Here is a 20,891-nt window from a genome sequence, read left to right as displayed (position 1 = left end):
AAATTTTTGTTCAGGATGTTAGCGTGTGTTATTGACTTACGATCTGTCTCGCTAATTGAGCAAGATCTGTAATATCGATCTTACCGTCACCATTCACATCCGCACGCTTCGCTTGCTGCCAATCAGGACTTGATGAATCTTTGCCGTAGTGTGCAGCAACGATAGCCAGGTCACCAATGCTGATTTTTCCGTCGCCGTTAAGATCACCTGATACTCCTGTTTGCTCTGGTTTCACTTTTACAGCGATTGTAGCAGGTGCGGCTGTGGTCTCTGTTCCGTCTTCTTCACCCAGCAGTATATCTGACACACTGATATTAACGGATACCGTCTCCGATACTCCTTTTGCCTGGAATGTCAGCTCGGCAATTTGTTGATTTCCGCTTAATCCGTGTTCCGTACCTTCACTCGCCATAATCAAACGAAGCTTTCCAGGCGTTTTGGTTGACTCTTCAACAATCGAAACACCTTGGATCAGTGATTTAGCGGACACATAATCCATGCGGTCAGCATCATACTGAATGGTGATGTCCTGAGCAAATACCTTCCCGGAGATATTGTTCACATCATACCGGACAACAAAAGGCTTGCCGGAAGTAACGGATGAATCAGCACTCAATACGGCTTGCACTTGATCCGTTTCCTGCTGCACTTGATACACCGTAATCTCAGCTGCGGATGCGAATTCACCAACACCTTTTACAGCTTCCAGCTTAATGTGAGCCGCTTTCACCGGAGCGAAATTCACTTCTTTGAGCTGTTTGTTTCGCAGCCAGTTCCCGCTTGTTATGAGCGTGTAACTCACACCATCGGTGCTTGTATACACGTTGTAAGCAGTAATTGTGCCATTACCTGCATCCGGCCGAGGTAAATATCCTAGCATGCTGATGGTGTACTCTCCACCCAGATTCACCGTAATAGACTGTGGAAGTGGATCAACGTTAAACCACTTCGTATGCCAATGTGTATCCGGATCTCCGTCCAATGCCAAATTCGGATCGTTTGTGCCTGCTTCAGAGCTCGTAGCTTCTGCACTCATTTGACTTTGCGGAATTTCGGTTAGATTACTCTGTCCAATAACCGTCACCACACTTGTTGCTGTAAAACTGCCTTCTTCCGTCGTCGCAGTAATTGATGTCGTACCCTGCCCTTTTGGTGTGACCATTCCCTTACTGTCCACACTGGCAACACCAGGATCACTGCTTACCCACTTAACAGTCTTATTACCGGCATTCTCAGGCTCAATGATCGCTTTCAATTGAACCGGTGCATCCAGCACCTTGAGGGAGAGTGTCTCACGATCAAGCTTTATACCAGTAACCTTCTGTCCGTCTTCCAGCGGGATGCCGAACAGCTTGAATTCGCGAATAGCAGCCTTTGATTGATCATCAGGCAGTCCGGTGATCGTAATTCTAGCGTATCTACCTTGGCTTCCAAATGTATCCTGAATCGTGCCAATTTCCTGATTATCAGTTCGATTCGTAACCGTAATCCAATTGGAGCTCGCGGTCTCCCGAACTTCAATTTTGTACTGATAAGCCTTGTTACTCTGCTCAAAAGAAACCTCAGAGGATTTAATAGAATGCATCATTCCGAGATCAACTGTCCAATTATGACCATTGTTCGTATCCGCTGCTGACCAGAATGTGTCCATATTCCCATCATTAGCAAGGCCAGCCGAATGCGCTTGATCCGCACTGTCCGCTGTAGCAGATTTACCTTCTGAAATTAATCGAACTTCAGGTGCTGCCTTCGGTGCCTCATAGACATCGACCTCCGAAGCCGAAGCGAACCCTCCAAGTGCAACAGCTGCTTCAAGCTTCACATAGCGGGTGGAAACACTATCGAAAAGGATATATTTCTTCAAGTTGTTTCTGAGCCATGTACCACTGGATACCTTCGTATATGTTTCTCCATCCGTGCTGACGTAAAGGTTGTATGAAGTAATCGTCCCGTTCCCAGCATCCAGTCGCGGTGCATACCGGAATTGGCTAACATTGCGAACCTTACCTAAATCGAGAATGATGGATTGCGGGAGCCTATCAGATCCATCCCATTTCGTATGCCATACTGAATTCCGGTCCCCATCAATCGCTTTAGCTGCTTCCGCACCCGGCTGGAAGCTTTTCGCTAAGGCTGTCATCTCATTTTTAGGTATCGCTGTCGGTGAAGGCTGTGATAGATCACGATACAGATTGATCTCTGCAGCAGATACGACACCCCCAACAGCTTCTATCGCTTCAAGTTTCACAAAAACAGCTTCTACTGTATCAAAATTCACCGTCTTCTCAAGCTTGTCATCATTCCATTGTCCACTGCTTACGAGCGTATAGTTAGTTCCATCCATACTCGTATACAGCTTGTAACCTGTAATTGTGCCGTCTTTGCCACCGTACTGTCTTGGCAAGTATTTCACTTTATTCACATACTGTTTAATCCCCAGGTCTAAAGTGATGCTCTGCTTACTTCCAGCATTTGCTGAAGAAAGCCATATCGATTCATAGCTGCCATCCAGTACATTAGCTGCTGGCGTATCCGAAGCCGCATTCGTTGCAGTTGCAATCATATCTTCCTGCGGAATACGACCTGGGTCTGTGTCCACCTGAGGCAGCTCAATTTTGACAGCATCTACAAGTGGAGTCGTATCTGCTGTAAAGCCTGCGACTTTCACGACAAATTCCTTTTCCGTTGATATGGATGGCGTTTTAATGTACAGGATACCGCCTTTATCTTGCTTAGCATAGTACCAGCCACTTGTTGCTCCATCCCATGCTGCTTTGGATTGCAATTCAAGATAGGATGTTCCATCTACAGAAATAGCCTCTGGATGATCTGGCATGTGGATCGAAAACTGATTCTTACGTGTCTCCAACTTGCCTTTATAGTCACCTACGCTTTCTCCAACCTTGATAATCAAATCTCCACGCCCTTGCTCAGGAGCGGTGGAGGTTATTAATGTTTTTGCAAATTTGCCTGTACGATGCTCCTTCGATGTACCATCATCTTCATACATCGTAAAGCTTGACGATTTATAAGGATAAATATCATAAGTAATTGGATCAGGAGGAACCTGACCGTCGTATAACGATTCAGGATACATCGGGATGATTGCCCCACCCTTTACTAGAAGCGGCAAACGATTCAGTGGAGCATTGTATTCGTCTAGCATTTTTGACCCGTAATGTTCCTCTCCTGTCCAGTAATCGATCCATTTTCCTTTCGGAAGGTATATTCCGTTTCGCATTGTCGTGTCGGTATATACTGGCGCAACCAGGAATGATTCCCCGGACATGAATTGATACTGTGTTAACGTTCCCTTCGAGTTCGGATCATTTGGATATGAATAGATCATTCCCCGCATGATCGGAGCTCCAGACTCGTAAGACTCATTGAGATAGGTATACAAATATGGTGTCAATTGCTGTCTTAGCTTCAATGCATCTCTGTTATAGCTCGTATAAGGTTCCCCCCATACCCAAGGCTGCTTATCTTTGGCTGCCCAACCAGACATGTTCATCAGGATTGGAGTGAAGATCTTCCACTGCAAGTCTCTTACGTAGGTTTTAGCGCTTCCTCCGAAAATCCCATCAATATCACCGGTTGAGTACGGCATCCCAGATAGCCCCGCCCCGATCATCGACGGGATATGGAATCGAATGTATTCCCAGTTGCCCGACTGGTCTCCGGACCATACGGTAGAATATCGCTGGGTACCTGCCCAGCCACCAACGGACCAGACATAACCTCTGTCATCAGAGTTATCTTCAATTCCTGTAAACGCCTGTTTGCTGGCACCCAGGGCGAAATCGTATCCAGGTCCCACCCAGGCAACGTCGAGTTTAGCGAGTCTTGTACCCTCTACGCCGACTTCTTGTGCGATTTTATCAACACCATTTTGAGTCCATAATCCGGTATAGAAACCTTCCTTATGTAGTTCGTCAACGGTGTTGCCTAGATCTGTATAACCGCAACCGTATCCATCATTCGGTAAAATCCAGGCTCCTGGCATATCATTTTCCCGATATTTTTTAGCAATAAGGTTAACAACATCGGAGGTCTTTTCTGGATCTCTGTTGTAACAATCCGCATCACCAAGTCCCATACCCCAACGAGGAATCAAGGACGGTTTACCAGTAAGATCTGTATACGCGTTCAAAATATCGTTCATTGTCTCACCATAGAAATAATAAGCATCAAACCGATTTTCGTTATGCGTCAGCTTGACGGTCGAATCAAAATCATAAGTACCGCTTTGAAAAGTGTTACGGAGCACTCCGTACCCTGCAGTACTCAAGTAAAATGGTGCAGGATTCGAAACCGTACCGCTTCCCCAATCCCCATAGTTGTTAGCGATGGTAATTTTGCGATCACGATGATTGAAGTATCCATTCTGCATACCGCCGCCGTAGAAATATTCATCCTCACCCCGGATTAGCTGTTGTGAGGCCGACTGTCCGTTATAGTTCAAGCTAGCGGATTCTTCCCACACCACTGTTTGATTGTCACTTTTGTACATGGCGAACTTTAACGGATTTTTATAGGCTCTCAGCACGAATTTTCCAGTTTCCATCTTGTAATACGTGCCTTCATCAGACCACTTAACATTAACGGGTCCGAAATCATCCTTGATGACGATTGGCTCGATCGGCTTTTCCGCGCTTTTTCCTGTCAATTCCTTGAACTGCCCATTCACACCAAGCCAAATCCGGAACATATCCTCCCGCTGAAAAATCACTTTAATCTTGTCAGAGCCTGACGTGATCTCAAACGTGTTATTATCTTTTTTTACGAAGTCAGAAATGTTGCCAACAGAAGCACCGTGGGCGGTTTCCGGGCGAATCATGAGTCCTGTAACCACAAGGATCATGAGTGCAAGCATCCACATACCAAAGCGATTATAAATGGTCCTCAATCCATTCCCTCCATTCAAATGAAACGGCAAGACAGGATACAGCCTTCACTGTAGTTTGAATTCCTCGTCTTGCCGCTTGGATTCATGTTGCCATTGGGCTAAGTTTATTACTGCAGTATTTTCTGGGCGATAAATGCTAGATCACTAATGTCTACCTTACCGTCCTTGTTCACATCGGATTTCTTGAACTCGCTCCAGTCAGAATCAGCTGATGTTTTTCCATAGGCAGCTGCAGCAATGGACAAGTCACCGATCGAGAATTTACCATCTCCGTTAAGATCACCGATCTCTCCAGAAGGTTTAATAACGGATTCCAAGAATGTGCTCAGTGCAGTAGTCAGGTCAAGGATCGACTGATCTACTTCGGATTGTTCAGCGCGGGTATCATCAGCTACGCCTTGAGCTTTACGAATCGCATCTTGAAGCACTTCCTTAGATCCAACTGGATACTGCCCTTCCTCGGTACCTTCTTCTGCCGCATCTAGTTTATTTTGCGCATTGGTAATAAGGCTAATAAGAGCTTCTTTATTAACGGTTGAACCTTTCTTGATCACTACTAGATGTGAACCGCCAGGCAGCTCTTTCTCTTCGCCGAGACCATTGGCAATCTGCAATTTAGCAAGACTGATCGTCGCAGATCCTTCTTTCTCTGCTGCATTCGCACTAAATCGAAGTTTTAACGTGTCTCCCTTAGCTTCGCTACCCTTTGGATTCGCAAGAATGATGCGAACTTGACCCGAAGTTTTTAATTCATTGACGATCATCGTATTCTCATCCGCTTTTTCGGCAGATATATACTCGAGCTGAGCTGGATCATACGTGAAAGTCAAATCCTGGGCGTATGCTTCCTTTGGTGTACTGCCGAGGCTGTAGACCAAGTCAAAGGTCTTACCAGCTATAACTTCATCAGGGCCTGTAAGATGAGAATCCGGTTCTGGCTCTGGTTCATCTTCTTTGATCAACTTGGCGTCCGCCCAGTCACCATGGTCCTCCTCGTTACCGTCACCGTTATCTAAGACAACAAGCTTTAATTCCTTGACACTACTAACGTCTAATCTTACTTCTTTGGCTGGTGTAGCGGCTCTCATTAATCCACTGTCATAGGCTTTTTTCCCGTCAAGGAACACCTGGAACACGATCGTATTCTTACCAGCAGCCGTGCTGCCGATTTCTTGGTCAACCCCGACGATGCTCTCAAAGGTTTTGAAATGTTGTCCGCTCAGATCATAAATGATTTCTGAGTTCGCATGCGTACCCATCCCTTTTTCATAAGTTTCGACTCCAGAGGATCCCTTAAGGCGGATCGGCTGGCCTTCCACGCTCTTATCCTTCTGTACCGTCATCCATCCTGACGTTGCACTTTTCCAATCCATATCGCTAAGATAGTAATCTACCACATTAAACTTAATTTCATAGGTTTTAGTAGTCTTTCCGTCGGCAGAGGTCGCAGTAACTACAGTTGTTCCGGTTAGATCTTTAGCCGGTTTGATATCAATCACGACGCTATCACCTGCAGCTACAGCCGTAACGACAGGCACCTTCGTTGTGCCACGTAGCAAATTGTAGGTATAACTGGTCTTTTCTGGATCAAAACCCGCTAAAGCTTTCCCGTCTATTTTAATCCCCCCAACAAGATGGACAGTGGAGATCCCCTTACTCAAGCTCATGAGATCGGTTGTGTTAGACGGAATAGGTCTAAGCGTATAGCTGTAGTTATACGTCTTATTAGCTAGAAGCATATACGGAGCATGAGGTTTAGCTCCCCAGCTGTTGTCTCCTCCGAGTCCCATCTGCTTATAATTCAGTCGAAGTGTAATATCTTCTCGATATGGCACTTCATGTGGATGTTTTGGACCGTCAAGGTCCTCTGGTGTATGATGCAAAGCATTGGCTTCAATGGTAGGACTTCCAATGGCCATGAGCCCTGCTCCATCGTTATTGGTCAATGCAACCCAGCGTACATCCGTTTTATTACCTGTTTCTGAAGGCTCAATATAAGGGAAGAACTGATCTTTAACTGTACCGCTATATTGACCAACATCCGAGCCTGAATTACGGTCCTGATAATTCTCTTGTGGACCGCGTCCGTACCACGACATCTGCTCAAACTGCCCCGGAATCGTCATGAGATTACCGACTTCAGGAATCTCCGGCAGACTTGCAGCACCTGGCTTCAATTCGCTGGCTACCTTGATATCTCCATTGCCAAAAATCGTATAAGAGATCTTATACGTAGATACGGTCGATGTCGGAAGTGTTTCTTCAACATCGATCCTCACAGCCTTCTCTCCGATTTTGGTTACATCAACGCGTGTGACGGTTCTATTCTTCCCTGCATTTTTCCACGTTGCCGTTCTGCCCGCATGGCCGTTCCCTTTATCATTGTCGATCGGGGCTCTCCAGAAATTCGGCACAGGTCCATTCTTAATCAGGTCAGTCCCATCGTAGCGGTATGAATCAAGCGTGCCTGTTGTTTTGTTAAATACAATCTGCATATCTTCCGCAGATACGCTAATACGTTCCGTAGTTTCCTCCACATTTAAATCCGACATTGTTGAAAGATCAAGTGCCGATGAATGGTCTGAATCCACTGGAAGTTTAAACTGCTGTTTAGCAATTTCATGCCCTTTTTTCGCCCATAATGTGTCCTTCTTCAATTTAAAGCTAATATTTATCCAGTACTCCACACCAGGTTTAGAGGAAGGCAGCTTATACGGAAGGGTCACCTGTTTCGTGGAAAGGCCCGGTACATTCAGGGATGACGCATCGATAACTCCCTCTTCAATCACCTGATTATCCGCTCTAACTTCCCAGGTTCCTTCGTACTCATTGAGATTTGTGAACAAGAACTCATTTTTAAGCTCGATCGTTCCAGCACTCAAATCCATGGCTTTTACCAAAATATCTTGATAGACCTGCTTTACTTCCCATAGCTCAGGCTGAACAACACGGTCAGCTGTAATTAGACCATTCGCCATGAAATTACCGTCATTCGGGGAATCTCCAAAGTCTCCACCGTAGGCAAGATACTCAGTCGATTCAAGTGTCTCTGATTTAGCATCCTCCGAATTAAAATCCATCCAGAGAACCGCGCTGCTATCCGCAGTCCGTCCATTATCATTCAGCTCTTCGAGGGTTAATCCCCTGTTGTAGATACGAACCTTGTCAAACATCATATTAGAAGACCTACCCATTTCCGTATCTTTACCGATCGCAAGCGGATAGGTGCTTGCTGCGATATTTCCTGTAAATGCCTTTGTAGCAACAACTTTTCCATCTACAAAAAGCTTCAGATCTGTTCCGTTATACGTGCCAGCTAGATGATGCCAGTTATTCAGCCAATTTGTCGGCAAATCCGCAGTAGCAGCTGTCCATACACCTTGTCGGTAAACAAAAAATTCAAGCTTGTTATTCCCGTTCATCTTTAATGCAAACTGTGTATCTCCTTTTGCCACAATCGGACTGTTCGCAATGTTCGCAAGCGGTTTAACCCACGCTTCCACCGTTAACGGCCCTGTAAGATTAAACTTGGACTCATTAGGTAGTGTCACAGAAGGCACAGAACTTTTACCAGGTTTTAAAACACCAACCACATCACCGTCATTAGAAGCGATCACACCGGTATAATCAGCTTCGTACGAATGAGTAGCATCTGTTAGATAGGTTCGCTCGGATGGTGTACTTACCCGAACCGCTTGATCTACCCAATCCCAAATATATCCACCTTGCAAGTTCGGATATTTGCGTATAATATCCCAGTATTCTTGCAGATTTCCAACACTGTTCCCCATTGCGTGAGCATATTCACACAAAATATATGGGCGTGGGTCACTGCTTTTCGCATACGTCTCTACCGTCGTAACCGGAGAGTACATCTGGCTGACCATATCGGTAACTCTCGGATCGTTATAACCCTCATAATGAATTGGCCGAGTAGGATCCAGACTGCGAATGTATTCAGATTGTGCGATAAAGTTAGATCCCGAACCAGATTCATTACCAAGTGACCAGATCAGAACAGATGGATGATTCTTATCGCGCTCGACCAGACTCGCAGAACGATCCTTAACATTCTCTAACCACTCCGGTTTATTCGTCGGAACTGAACTCCAGACCCCATGCGTTTCAAGGTTCACTTCGTTCAAAATATAAATGCCATAACGGTTTGCAAGATCATACCAAAACGGATGGTTCGGGTAATGGGACGTCCGCACACTATTCACATTAAACTGCTTCATTAATTCGATGTCTTTAATCATGAGATCCAGATCGAGCGTCCGCCCCGTGTCTGGACTAGTTTCATGACGATTCACACCTTTGAGCAAGATCGGCTTACCGTTCAGCTTCATCTGCTGCTTACCGCTGCCGCCTTCCTCAACCTCAATTTCAAACTCTCTAAACCCAACTTTTGTTCCAGCAGCTTCGATCACACGTCCACTTGAGTCTTTCAGACTAAAGACAAGAGTGTACAGATTCGTCGGAGCCTCGGCTGACCATTTCAGCGGATTCGTCACTTGTTTCGATCCACTAATCTCCATCTCAGACTTTCCATTCACTTTGGCGTCCATAGTGATTGGCTCTTGAAACACAGGTTGTTCGTTCGCATCGTATAGCATTGCTTCAATGGTATGACTACCCGGTGCTGTATCAATTAAATTACGAACATCTACCTTTACATTCAGCGAGGCGTCTTTATACTGTGCATCCAAATCAGTCACTACCGTAAAATCTCTGATCTGAACGGATGGAGTGCTATACATGAACACATCCCGAATGATTCCGCTAAGACGAAGGAAATCCTGATCTTCAAGCCAACTTCCATCTGACCAACGATACACCTCAACCGACAGTTTATTGTCTCCTGCTTTCAAATAAGGGGTAATGTTAAAGTCCTTGGCTGTAAAGCTATCCTCGCTGTAACCGACCTTTTGGCCATTTACCCAGACATAAAATGCACTTTCCACTCCCTGAAAGGAGAGGAATACCTGTCTGCCGTCCCAGTTATCAGGAACTTTAAATGTCCGCTGATATGAACCTACCGGGTTATATTCCGTTGGAGCATACGGCGGTTGAACATTTGTGCTATTGCCATTCCCCCAGAAAGGATAGGTTACGTTCGTATAAATAGGAAAATCATGTCCCTGGAGCTGCCAATCCCCAGGAACTTTAATTTCTTCCCATGCGCTTGTATCATAAGTTTCTTTGTAAAAATCTATCGGCCTGGAAGCTGGATTCTTCGCCATGTTAAATTTCCATTGTCCATTCAAGGATTGATAATACGGCGAAGGGTTCTCCAGCATAGCCGATATCAAATCCGCGCCTTTCAGCGCGGATTTGACGTCACCATATGGAATAAATGAAGCATGAGCGGGTTCACGGTTGATCTGGAAGACATCCGGATTGTTATTCCATTCCGGATATTCTGCCGAGACGGCCGCATTCGCTCGAAGTCCGGTAAAGCTCGTGGAAATCATGGATATGAATAATAAGCACAGCATAGCTCGCCTTAGTTTCATATGATTTTTCACCGTCCACTTCATTTATTTAGAGAGATAATACAACCTTTATTCAATAACAATGTCTTTAGCTATAAGCACCAGGTCCGTCAGATCGATCTTGCCGTCACCATTGATGTCTGCACGTTTCGCTTTATCCCAATCTGGGTCTGCAGAAGTCTTTCCGTAGTTAGCAGCGACAATAGCCAGATCGCCGATGCTGACCTTGCCATCACCATTCAAATCCTTAGAAGGTTCAGGATCCGTTGCTGTTGTAAAGTCCACTTGAACCGAGGAAAGAAGAGCGTTCGTTTCCTGTCCCAAGCTATCACCCAGCGTTGCACTCTTTACAGCAATACGGCCGGGTTGGGATTCTGTCAGAGCCTTAGCTTTAAAGGTAATCTTAGCCACATCTACATCCCCTTTAATCGCACTGCCGGAACCTTGGCTAGCCAGAATTAGACGCACAATGCCTTCCGTATTCTTCGTCTCAAGGATACCGACACCGTCCACCAACGCATTAGCGGATACATAATCCATTAGTGAAGCGTCGAATTCAATCGTGATGTCTTGGGCATACACCGCCTCTGTAACATTGTGAAGGCCTAGCGTGATGTCAAAGTTCTGACCATATGGAACGGTGTGAGGAGCAGCTAAGCTTGTTGCTGCTTCACCTGAAGTCTCCTTAATCACTGTAATCTTACTCACCGCTTTATATCCTGCAGATACGGTAGTTGCAGTAATATCAGCAGTTCCTGCCTTTAACGCAGTTACGACTGCTTTCCCGCCTTGAACTTGAACAGTCGCAACAGCTTCATCGCTGCTGCTCCAAGTCACCTGTTTATTCGTTGCATTTCCCGGTTGAAGTGTCGCGCTTAACGTTTGTGTTTCTCCGATCTTCATCGAAAGCTCAGCTTTATCCAGCTTGATACCGGTTACCGGAACTTCAGGAACGTTATTGCTGTACATAAAATTATCAAACACGGTAACTGATGGACCAAATACTCTAGCTCCCATTTTCCCTGCATCTGTTGGGATCTGTGCAATTACTGCCTCAAAATAGGTCGTTCCATTGACAATCAGCGTTACATGTTTCCCTTCAAACTTCACTTTTACGGTCGATGTCTTACCTTTTTTCAATTGTGCGTCCTGGGCATTGGTTAATAAACCATAGGAATCCTGAGCGTTCACCCAATACCAAGCCCCTTGATCAAAGCCTATAGAAGCCCAAGCGTCATTATTGACATAGCGTAAAATAACACCCGTTCGGATAACATCACTCTGCGGTGTAATCTTAAACTCGATCTCACCATCTCCAATGATCGGAGATTGCTGATCGATAAACAGATTATTTACACTATTCGAGGTGAACTTAACGGCATGCTCACCCGCTTGATCAGGTGCTTCCACAAGCTCCATACGTCCGACACCTTTACCGATGACATGCTCCCAACCTTCGAGCGAGTTATTCTCAAAGCTCGCTGAATATCTCACAGGTGCTAGAACTTCTACAGGATCATCTGGGTTAGGAGCGTAGACTTCAAATTCATACATGGAGTAACCGTAGGTTCCCGCTCGCTTCGTACCTAACATTCGAACATATCTCGCTTGTTCAGTTGGGAATTTGACAATCTCTACTCCGCCAACTCCGGCGTTAGTCGTATAAACGTCCCGCCAATTCTCCGCATTATCGGATACTTGAACTTTATAGCCTTTGGCATAAGCACTTTCCCACTTGAAAATAACCTTGCTAATGTCTGTACTTTGGCCTAAATCAACATAGATCCACTCGTTGTCGGTATATTTAGAGGACCAGCGTGAAGCACCCGTATCAATCTCATCCACAGTAAGACTAGCCGGGAATTGAGGCACTTCGACAGAAGAAGCCACTGCTGTTTTGTGAGCAGCTAAATTGATTGTCCAAGAAGGTGATCCTGCATCCTCTGCAATTTCTTTACCGGACAGCACCCGATTAAAAATCTTAAATTCATCCAATAGTCCAGTGAATGCTTTGGATGAACTGCCGATCATAGCCGCAGGTAGCATGGTCGTTACAGCAACAGAACCTTTTAAATCCCCGTCAATATACAGGGTGGTTCCATTTAGGTCTCCTCTGAAGGCAACATGTACCCACCGCCCAACCGGAATCGCTGCATTAAAGCTGTAATCATAGCCCTCTCGGGTGAATCCGGCATTTGGTGTCCCTTTCTGCTTCAGCTTAAGTGCACCATATTCGGATTCCATCAGAATCTTCTCATCCGCTTCTTGCTGATCATCAAGCTTAACCCATGTGGAGACCGTCCAAGGGAAGCCCTTTATTGAAAGTGGTGTTTGAATATGATCTGTGGCCCCTGCAAACCGCACGCTTTTTCCTGTCTTTCCTTCAGCCACTCGAGTAACGCCATTTCCTAATGTAGCATCATAAGAATTTCCGGACTGATCAGAGACCGTCTGCGCCCCGTCTTCAAATGGATAATGAACAACAAGATCACCGACCGTATTCACTTCATGTAATAAATTCGTTCCAGGACCCTCGCCTAGCTTCACTGATAACTGCTGGAACTCGGTGAATGTGCTGTCCGTGGATTGGCCTCTCCACATCTTTTCTGCAAGGACAGGCATCGCTTTCTTCACACGGTCATGGACATCCGCCTCACTGACTTTCTTGCCCATCATATCGTTCCAAGTCCCGAACATCGCACCGAGCAAGTTCGGATCACCCTCCTGCAGCTTCGTGCTTCCACCAAAGTTCGTAGGGTCCCAGTTATTAAACAACCATTGTGAATCCAGATAATCATGGTAATATCCAGCTTTCGGTACAATGTAGAGCGTGGAATCAACCGTATTAATAATTTTGAATCCATCTCTCACCGATGCCACTGGATCTTGCCATCCGTTATTCCAGGCGTTTACGGCAATATCCTTATCAACAACCGTTGTACCTGGGAATGCACTCAAGCTGCCCCACATTCTTGATTTCTTCCCCTTACTCTTCATGTGTTCATTCATCGTGTTCAGAAACTCGCGATACTTCTCAAAAGTAGTCCGGTCATTAGGTGCGAATTCATCGCCTCCAAAATGAACCGTTTCCGAATCAAACCAATCCCCATCTAAATATTCGTCCCATACATCCTTAATGAAATCGACCGTTTCCTTACGTGTAATATCCAGATGGTCGACAGGTAAATTATCCTTAACCAGATCTGGTCTGACCTTTGTGAACGAAAGGGCATGACTTGGAGTATCAATTTCCGGCGTAATGTTAAGGCCACGGATTTTGGCAATGTCCTGCAGCTCACGCATATCCTGTTTGGTGTAATGTCCATCCTTCGCCGTTAATTCGGGGTACTTGGTACTTTCTAAACGGAAAGCCGTATATTTGTTCCAATGCTCCCTGCTGTTATCTTTAAAAATCTCGTTATCATTCAGATGAAGCTGGAAATCATTCATTTTGTAATAAGACATAAATTTGGCGTAATCCTTAAGGAAATCAATCGTGAAAAATTTACGTCCTACATCGAGCATAAAACCGCGTTCGCCATACTTAGGGAAATCTTTCGCTACCCCTTTTACAATGCTGGACTTCTCGGAATCTTGCTCCAAAATTTGCAGTGCCGTTCTTGTTCCATAGAACACACCGGTCTCGGTGTTTGCATGAATTTCCACATAATCGCCAACTTCAAAGTAGTAGCCTTCTTTACCAATTGATTCATCAGCTGACTTATCGAGCCTAAGCAGGAAGTCACCTTTTGAAGCAGGCTTATTCTGGACAATCGGCAAATCGTATCCGGTTAATTCTTTTAGATCCTCTTGAAAGACCTCCGCAGTAGCTGGCAATTGGCATAAACAATCATTCGTGGGGATTACGATTCTGGAATTGGCTGTCAGCTTGAAAGAGCCACTTCCCCCAGTCCACTCTTGTAAACTAGGTATCACTTTTGGTTTAGCGTTCACTGCTTCAGCTGCTGCTGCAAATTGTAGTGGAGCAGAGTAAAGCACTAGACAAAAAACTGTAAAGGCGTATATCCATTTTTTCATCTTTTATCCTCCTACTAATCAAATACATTTAACAAAGACCAGGTACATCATGTTAGTTACTCACACATGTACCTGGCCTATGACCTTGCTTACTCTACAATTTTGCGAGCTACAATAACCAAATCTTCCAATCCGACTTTGCCGTCACCGTTAATATCCGCTTTCTTCGCTTTCTCCCAATCCGGGCTTGCTGAAGTTTTGCCATACTGCGCTGCAACCATTGCCAAATCACCGATCGTTATTTTGCCGTCACCGTTAATGTCGCCTTGCGTTCCTTTCTTACCAATCTCTACAGTTACGGAAGAGATCGAAGCCGAAATTTCCTTGCCCTGATCATCAGAAATGATTGCGCTCTTAACGGCAATTGCACCATTGACCGTTTGGTTCACTTCTTTGGCTTTAAAGGTTAGTTCTAGGACATCTGCACTGTTACTAATTCCATGGGCCGCACCTTCACTTGCTACAATAAAGCGAAGTTTACCTGGTGTGCTGTTGATTGAATCAATAACACTTACGCCACTAATTAACGATCGCGCCTCAACGAAATCCATAACATCCGCGGCATACTCTAGGGCGATGTCCTGCGCAAATATTTGGTCAGACAGATTCCGCAGTCCATATTGCACTTTGAACACTTCTCCTGGCTGAACTTGACTTGGCGCTGTTAGATTGGAAGCCGATTTCAGTTCGCCATCTTTTTCCGTTACGATAACCCGGCTGGTTGCAGAGAAACCCCCGTCTACTGTTGTTGCCGTAATTACGGTTTCGCCTGCCTTCAATCCCTTAATAAGGGTATGACCGTCTTGCTGTTCAATGGATGCTACAGCTTCATCACTGCTGCTCCAAACCACATTTTTGTTTGTGGCATTCTCAGGTTGGATCACAGCGTTTAATTCGCCCGTGCTGCCTGCTTTAATTTCTAGCCGTTCTTTATCCATAGTGACGCCTGTGACTTTTACTACTTCTGCCTCGTCCTCCGTCTTGAACACATTAAGTTCTGCAGCAGATGCAAAGTTACCCACACCTGCTATAGCCTCAAGTCTCAAATGTGTGGCTTCTACAGCTGTAAAGCGAACCATTTTTGTGGTCTGATCATTTTTCCATTCTCCATTCGCGATAGGTGTGAAATTCGTTCCGTCAATACTCGTGTACAGGTTATAGCTTGTAATCGTTCCATTGGTACCAGATACTCTAGGTGAATAATTGAATTGATTGATGTTATATTTGCCTCCGAGATCCAGTGTAATAGATTCCGGTAAGTGTGCCGGGGTCCATTTCGTATGCCAGATTGTAGACATATCTCCATCGAGTGCAAGACTCGCTTCACCTCCAGGCTGGAAGCTACTCGCCGTTGCAGTCATTTGCGATTGTGGAATTTGCGTGTTAGGCATATACACATGAATCGTCGCTGTTGCACTTTTTTTACTTGCATCCTTCGCAGTAGCAGTAATAACCGCCGTACCGGCTTGAAGTGCAGTAACTTTTCCAGTTTGATCCACGGATACAATTTCCGGATGGTCAGAAGTCCAGAGCAGTGTCCGGTCATAAGCATTTGCAGGTTTAACCTGAGCGCTAACGCTGCTTGACTGTCCTTTGTTCAGATCCATGTTATTTGGTGATAGAGTAATAGTCGATACAAGTACACCTTCCTCTGGAACGATGGCACCTTCATCATCAACGCGAATGTTATCGACCACCAGCGTACCGGTTAACTCCTTCTGATTGTTCAGCTTGTTTTTGATAATGGCCAGATAGGCATCTTTCACCCCTTCGGTTGCAAAAGACAGATCCAGCGTATTACGTCCTTCTATCAAATTCTCACTAACCAGATCACGAACTACCCCATTCTCCTTCACTCGAATTGCCACGGTGTACATATCCGTCTCATCTGAATTGTAGTCCATGGTCAGATGGTAGCGATTATCCTCCTTCATTCGGAGCGTGTGAGGCAATGTACGTAGCCACTCTCCCGTTGCTTCTTCATTTGTTTTAAGCGACCAATTACCATCCAGAACATAAGTCATAATCTGATTGTCGCCTTTTTCAACTAAATGCGTACGGACAGGACCTATTTTGGAATAAACGAAGGGGCCCCAGCCCTCATCCACGTTCTCGAAATCCTCGTACAATACAGAATTACCAGCGTCAGTTTTGGTTGGATTTTCCCATACTCTTACATCATCAAAGGTTACAGTCGAACTTCCATCTTCTACATTTAAATAGAAATTGGCTGTCTCACTAACCGCATCAAAGGTAACCTTAATCCGTTGGAAATTCGTGCTCACATATTTGTGCTGCTGGGCTAAAAAGCCATGCTCCGTGTTATCCAGCGTATTGACAACTTTGTCTGCACCTTGCTTCACACCGATTTCCACGGTGCGTTTCCCATCCACTTTCACCCAGACCGATGCAGAATACGTCTTGCCAGGTGTTAGTCCGGTAATCTCCTGCTGAATTACTGCATCACCGGGACCCTTCACCTGAAGCTGATCATCGGCGTTACTGTTCTTCACGAATTTAATGTGATCATCGCTTGCAGCTGTGGAGGATTTCTTCCAGTTACCGAATGTTTGGCTGTCAAAGCCCGGGTCCTTAACCGAACTGCCTTCACCCCATACCATTTCCGGCTCTTCCGCAGCAGTTGTCTTATACAGGGCATAACCAATCCCCGGCTGCGCTGTAAGTGTGACTTTACCTCCAATTACTTCTACACTGCCAACATGCTCACGTCCCAAATCTGTCAGCTTGTATAACTGTGCAGTCGTTACGTTGCTCCATGATTCTGGAAGACTCCAAGTCGTTTGACCACCTGCGGGATTCCAGTGATAGATTTTATCTTCTGTCTCAGGGCTCCATGGAATAAAGACCGTACTGTCACTAATGTTACTGCTATCTGTCATGATGGCGATTTCACGACCATCCTTGCTTAAATGGATCTTACCGTCCTGCTTACGTTCAACTACAACATTCTTCTCAAAGTCGATGCGGTTATCGGTCATCTTAATGATCGGAAAATGCTGCATATATTTTGTCGGTAGATTGTGGTTAAAGAATGCCGCGCTTGTTGATTGGTAGCTGTAGAAGGGAGCACTGTTCTGCCAGTACCCTACGCCTACCTGCTTATTCCCTTTCAGCAAAGGAGTGGTTAAGAAGCCGTCCAGCGATTGATTCCGTAGGAAACGGGTAACCTTACTATCGTCGCCTTGATTAGGGTACCCCGGATCCGTTCCCCAGTGAACCCAAGAGGCCTGCTCAAACAGAGGTCCAGCAAATTCTGTACCGAGCATCCAGCCGTTACCGTTGATATAATCTGCTAGTTTCTTCGCATTGTAGTCGGCACCGTCATATACATCTACATATACAAAGGAAAGGTTATCGCCTGTATCGCTTTTCAGCATATCCAGACGTCTTTTTAATTCACCGGATTCCACGTCCTTGGTTTTGTTTACATAGAATGTCTGATCGAGCCAGCCCCAGCCTTTGCTTAATGGCTGATTCATATTTTCCATTTTAGTACCGAAAGCATCCAGTGCGTATTCCGTTGCGTTAATGTGTACACCGCCGCGGATATTGTATTTCTTCCCTTCGCTCAAAATATAATTGAAGTCCTTCTCACCACCCTGACGAATACCAATATGACCGCCGTAATCTGGGTGAGAGTCATCATGTCCTTCCGCTTGGTATCCTTTGAACAGAATCAGCTGTCCAAAGCCATCCGTGAGATTAGAGATTTTCTTCGCATTATCAAAAGCACGCAAGAACGGAGAAGTTGTAGTTGAACCAATGTTCATGCTGATATAGGAAATATTGTCACGAATCATTTCACTGCCCGTTGGAGCCTCTGTATTCTGACGATATGCAATAGCTCCATCTTGCCAGTCTACAACATGGTCACCATTCGCATCTGGAGTCAGGACAACCTTAGCCCAAGGCAGAGGCTCCGGATCGAGCACGGTACTCCCACGATAAACCCATGAGCCTCCTGATAATGTTGCCTTCTTCGTATGGAGCGCTGTATCATCGCCTACCTTAACACGAACCTTATCAAAACCGTTTACTACATTGGTGATTACACTCGCAGCTAAGACGTCGGAGTTAACGAATGCATACGTACGGCCACCACTCACGTCTGCTGCCCCTGTCTTAAGGTCGGTAAATTCATCCTGGACAATGTTCCAGCCACCAGTTATCTTAACAGCCGTTTCCTGCGCTGCAGGCTGGGTTCCAATTACAGAGACAAGATCATGATTAGGGAATCCAATCGTCTTCACTTTTTCGGTACCATTCTCTTCGATGCTGGCCACCTTGAAATGTAGAATGTTATCCTGGACTTCCATTTCAACTTTGAGGTTCACTTTTATTTCCGGGATCTGAAGCGTGTAGGTTGCAGTCTCACCATGAGTAGAATCTGCTGCTTTCTTACTAAAACCAGAAGCGACAGGGAAATAAGATTTCTCGTTGATTTTTAATTCATTAAATCCATTTAACTGTCCGTACATTTCAGCACCGCTGTCCAACCATGTATATTGTTTAACCCGCGGGAATTCCTTATCGATTTCAACCTTCATGGTATTCGATCTTAAGACTTCTGTAATCGTAATCGGCTTAGGAACAGGATCAGTCGATACAATTGGAGCTACCTTCACATCGTCAATCCATATCGTCTTGTTATCGTACCAGCTGCGAAGTCCAATCTTCCCTGCACTAGTTGAAATGGAGGGAAGACTCGTCGTAAGCACGTTATTTCCATCAATTGATAAATTCACGCTATCTTTCTCATACCGCAATTTGAGAGTATACACTTGACCGGCAGCAAAGGTAAAACTAGGGGCCGTAATATTGCCATACGTTTCCGCCCCACCCTTCATTGCATCCCAGCCCCAGGTGCCTGCATCATACTGAATAACATTGTAATTATTACTATCGACGAATCGGTAGACCAATCCAAATCGTGTTGCAACCTGATTAAATTTTAACTTCACCTCATATTCAGCATTGGCAACCTGAGGTGATTCTTGGTCTGCAATAATAACAGCACCTTGTGTCACCGCCTTAACAGCACCTTGATCTGCCGAAAAAGTGGTCGTCCCCTTAGCTGGTGTCCATCCGCTGATGTTACCATCATTGTAGTCTTTGAAATACACGTCCGACTCTTGTGCTGCGAATACGGCTACCGACGGCAAACCAATCTGTACCCCTAGCAACAACGTCAATAGCAAGCTAAACGCTTTGTAACGTTTTCTCATCTCTACGACCTCTTTTCACTAAAATATAAGTAGAATGAACAATATCAATTCACATATTTCCTTTAATTGTATATTTTTAACATAACAAGGCCATAATGAGCCCTCCTTCCAGAAGAAGGTGTCTCATTATATGTTTTATTGTTTTACTTGGAATTTAACAATCGCTTGATCACAGCAGCTGATTCCGCTCTTGTGGCAGATTCTTTTGGTGCAAATGTAGTCTGAGTTCTACCTTTCATTAATCCCGATTTCAAGGCAAATCCCACCGATGCTTTAGCCCACGGGCTTATTTTATTATCATCTTTAAATGCAGTAGTAGAATCTGAGGCCATACTATCGACCTTTACGCCGGAAGCATAAGCTTTCGCTCGCATCAGCATCGTTGTCATTTCTTCACGGGTAATGCTTTTTTCCGGAGCAAACTTCGTCTTGGACAAACCGCTAATAATTCCGGCTGCATAAGCTTTCTTCACCGTGTCTTCATACCAAACTCCTGATTTCACATCCGTAAACGGATTACTTCCAGAACCTTCTGTAAGATCTAATGCTCTGGCTATAAGAGCTGCGAATTGAGCGCGAGTGATGTTGTTATTCGGGGCAAAGCTGTCGGCATCCATACCTTCAACAATTCCTTTAGTGACCATTTCCATAATATCTTGCTTCGCCCAATGTCCAGCAATATCGCTGAAAATTTTGGTGAATACTGAGGATTGATTCGGGGTGAATTCCTGATCTTTCAGATTACGATCAAGAACTTTAAATGCGGTCCATTTTACTGCAGTTGTACCAGCCTTTTTAGCTTTAAAGGTAATCGTGGCAATGTCCAGGTTACCCTTTTCGCCATTCACATTTCCGATCTTGGTATGGGCTATCGTAATTTCGTTATTTTTAACGATTGGTGATACAGAAAAGCCTTTGATCTTCGTTTCCGCTTTTACAATCTCAAGTACTTTCGGGTCAAAATTAAATTTAGCCTCGTATGCATATAAGTCCTGAATATCTTTACCCTTTAATGTAACGGTGAACGTAGAATTAGCAGATTCAGTAGCTGATGTCTGCATCTCGAAGTCAGAGACTTTTTCAGCATGGACTGTACTCAACCACAAGGAAGAACATAACGTACAGATTAGTGCGAATGTATATCGTTTGCGTCTCATAAGAACATCCCTTCACCCGTGAATTTTAACTCCCCCCTATCATATG

5 protein-coding genes are annotated in these 20,891 nt (G+C 45.0%); all 5 read right to left on the bottom strand.

Annotated features, from left to right (window positions below; all coding sequences use genetic code 11):
- Positions 1 to 28: 28 nt before the first annotated feature.
- Positions 29 to 4,909, bottom strand: a complete 4,881-nt coding sequence (locus R50345_RS30230) for a discoidin domain-containing protein (protein WP_052414540.1) — start codon at positions 4,907 to 4,909, stop codon at positions 29 to 31.
- Positions 4,910 to 5,016: 107 nt separating this feature from the next.
- Complete coding sequence (locus R50345_RS09560) at positions 5,017 to 10,425, bottom strand: glycoside hydrolase family 2 TIM barrel-domain containing protein (RefSeq protein ID WP_052414539.1); 5,409 nt, start codon at positions 10,423 to 10,425, stop codon at positions 5,017 to 5,019.
- 48 nt (positions 10,426 to 10,473) lie between these two features.
- A complete protein-coding gene (locus R50345_RS30225) occupies positions 10,474 to 14,442 on the bottom strand; it encodes a family 20 glycosylhydrolase (protein ID WP_052414538.1) in 3,969 nt (1,322 codons plus the stop codon).
- An 89-nt stretch (positions 14,443 to 14,531) separates the two neighbouring features.
- The gene (locus tag R50345_RS30220) at positions 14,532 to 19,688 is read right to left on the bottom strand and encodes an endo-alpha-N-acetylgalactosaminidase family protein (RefSeq protein ID WP_052414537.1); all 5,157 of its coding nucleotides are present in this window, start codon (positions 19,686 to 19,688) and stop codon (positions 14,532 to 14,534) included.
- A 143-nt stretch (positions 19,689 to 19,831) separates the two neighbouring features.
- Positions 19,832 to 20,845: an S-layer homology domain-containing protein gene (locus R50345_RS30215; protein WP_052414536.1), complete on the bottom strand. Its 1,014-nt coding sequence runs from the start codon at positions 20,843 to 20,845 to the stop codon at positions 19,832 to 19,834.
- Positions 20,846 to 20,891 lie beyond the last annotated feature (46 nt).

Source organism: Paenibacillus sp. FSL R5-0345 (genome assembly GCF_000758585.1).
In the GTDB taxonomy this organism is placed as follows: domain Bacteria; phylum Bacillota; class Bacilli; order Paenibacillales; family Paenibacillaceae; genus Paenibacillus_AQ.
This window is presented reverse-complemented; position numbering and strand designations above follow the sequence as displayed.

Coding starts and splice junctions, on each gene's coding strand:
- R50345_RS09560 (WP_052414539.1), bottom strand. CDS start 10,425: ATGAAACTAAGGCGAGCTATGCTGTGCTTATTATTCATATCCATGATT.
- R50345_RS30225 (WP_052414538.1), bottom strand. CDS start 14,442: ATGAAAAAATGGATATACGCCTTTACAGTTTTTTGTCTAGTGCTTTAC.
- R50345_RS30220 (WP_052414537.1), bottom strand. CDS start 19,688: ATGAGAAAACGTTACAAAGCGTTTAGCTTGCTATTGACGTTGTTGCTA.
- R50345_RS30215 (WP_052414536.1), bottom strand. CDS start 20,845: ATGAGACGCAAACGATATACATTCGCACTAATCTGTACGTTATGTTCT.